Source organism: Vibrio sp. Isolate30 (assembly GCF_022397975.1).
In the GTDB taxonomy this organism is placed as follows: domain Bacteria; phylum Pseudomonadota; class Gammaproteobacteria; order Enterobacterales; family Vibrionaceae; genus Vibrio; species Vibrio fortis.
In genome coordinates, this window is record NZ_JAKEUS010000029.1 from 1 (window position 1) to 714 (window position 714).

At 41.6% G+C, this 714-nt stretch carries 1 tRNA gene and 2 rRNA genes; all 3 read left to right on the forward strand.

The features are described from left to right. A 16S ribosomal RNA gene (locus L1D60_RS23425) occupies nt 1-140 on the forward strand; the annotation flags it as partial. 78 nt (nt 141-218) lie between these two features. Next, a tRNA-Ala gene (locus tag L1D60_RS23430) sits at nt 219-294 on the forward strand. Between the two features lie 317 nt (nt 295-611). After that, nucleotides 612-714 (forward strand): 23S ribosomal RNA (locus L1D60_RS23435); the annotation flags it as partial.

Genomic DNA, 714 nt, shown 5'->3' on the forward strand with positions numbered 1-714 from the left:
CCGTCACACCATGGGAGTGGGCTGCAAAAGAAGTGGGTAGTTTAACCTTCGGGAGGACGCTCACCACTTTGTGGTTCATGACTGGGGTGAAGTCGTAACAAGGTAGCCCTAGGGGAACCTGGGGCTGGATCACCTCCTTATACGAAGATRTTCACGATAAGTGTCCACACAGATTGATACGGTTTAGAAAGTTAGAGTAAGGAAATACTTTTCCAGATGGGGCTATAGCTCAGCTGGGAGAGCGCTTCGCTGGCAGCGAAGAGGTCATCGGTTCGATCCCGATTAGCTCCACCATCTTTAAGTGTTCTTCCTTAAGAATCTTTAAAAATGGTTACTTCATTAAGAAGTGATTAGCTCTTTAACAATTTGGAAAGCTGACTGATTTAAATAACAGAGTTATTTAAATCAAATTAAAAGTTCTCAATGTTTATCTGCTCTTATTTATTAAGAACAGTAAACACAACACAAACACATTCAAGTGTCTTGTATTCGAATCAAACTTAGTTTGATTCACCATTGAGTCCGGCAAACACGTAATAAGAAYTAACCCTTCTTGTTACAACCAAAAACCTTGGTTAGTTGCCATACACTAAGACCCTTTCGGGTTGTATGGTTAAGTGACTAAGCGTACACGGTGGATGCCTTGGCAGTCAGAGGCGATGAAGGACGTATTAACTTGCGATAAGCCCAGATTAGGTAGTAAAAACCTTTTGA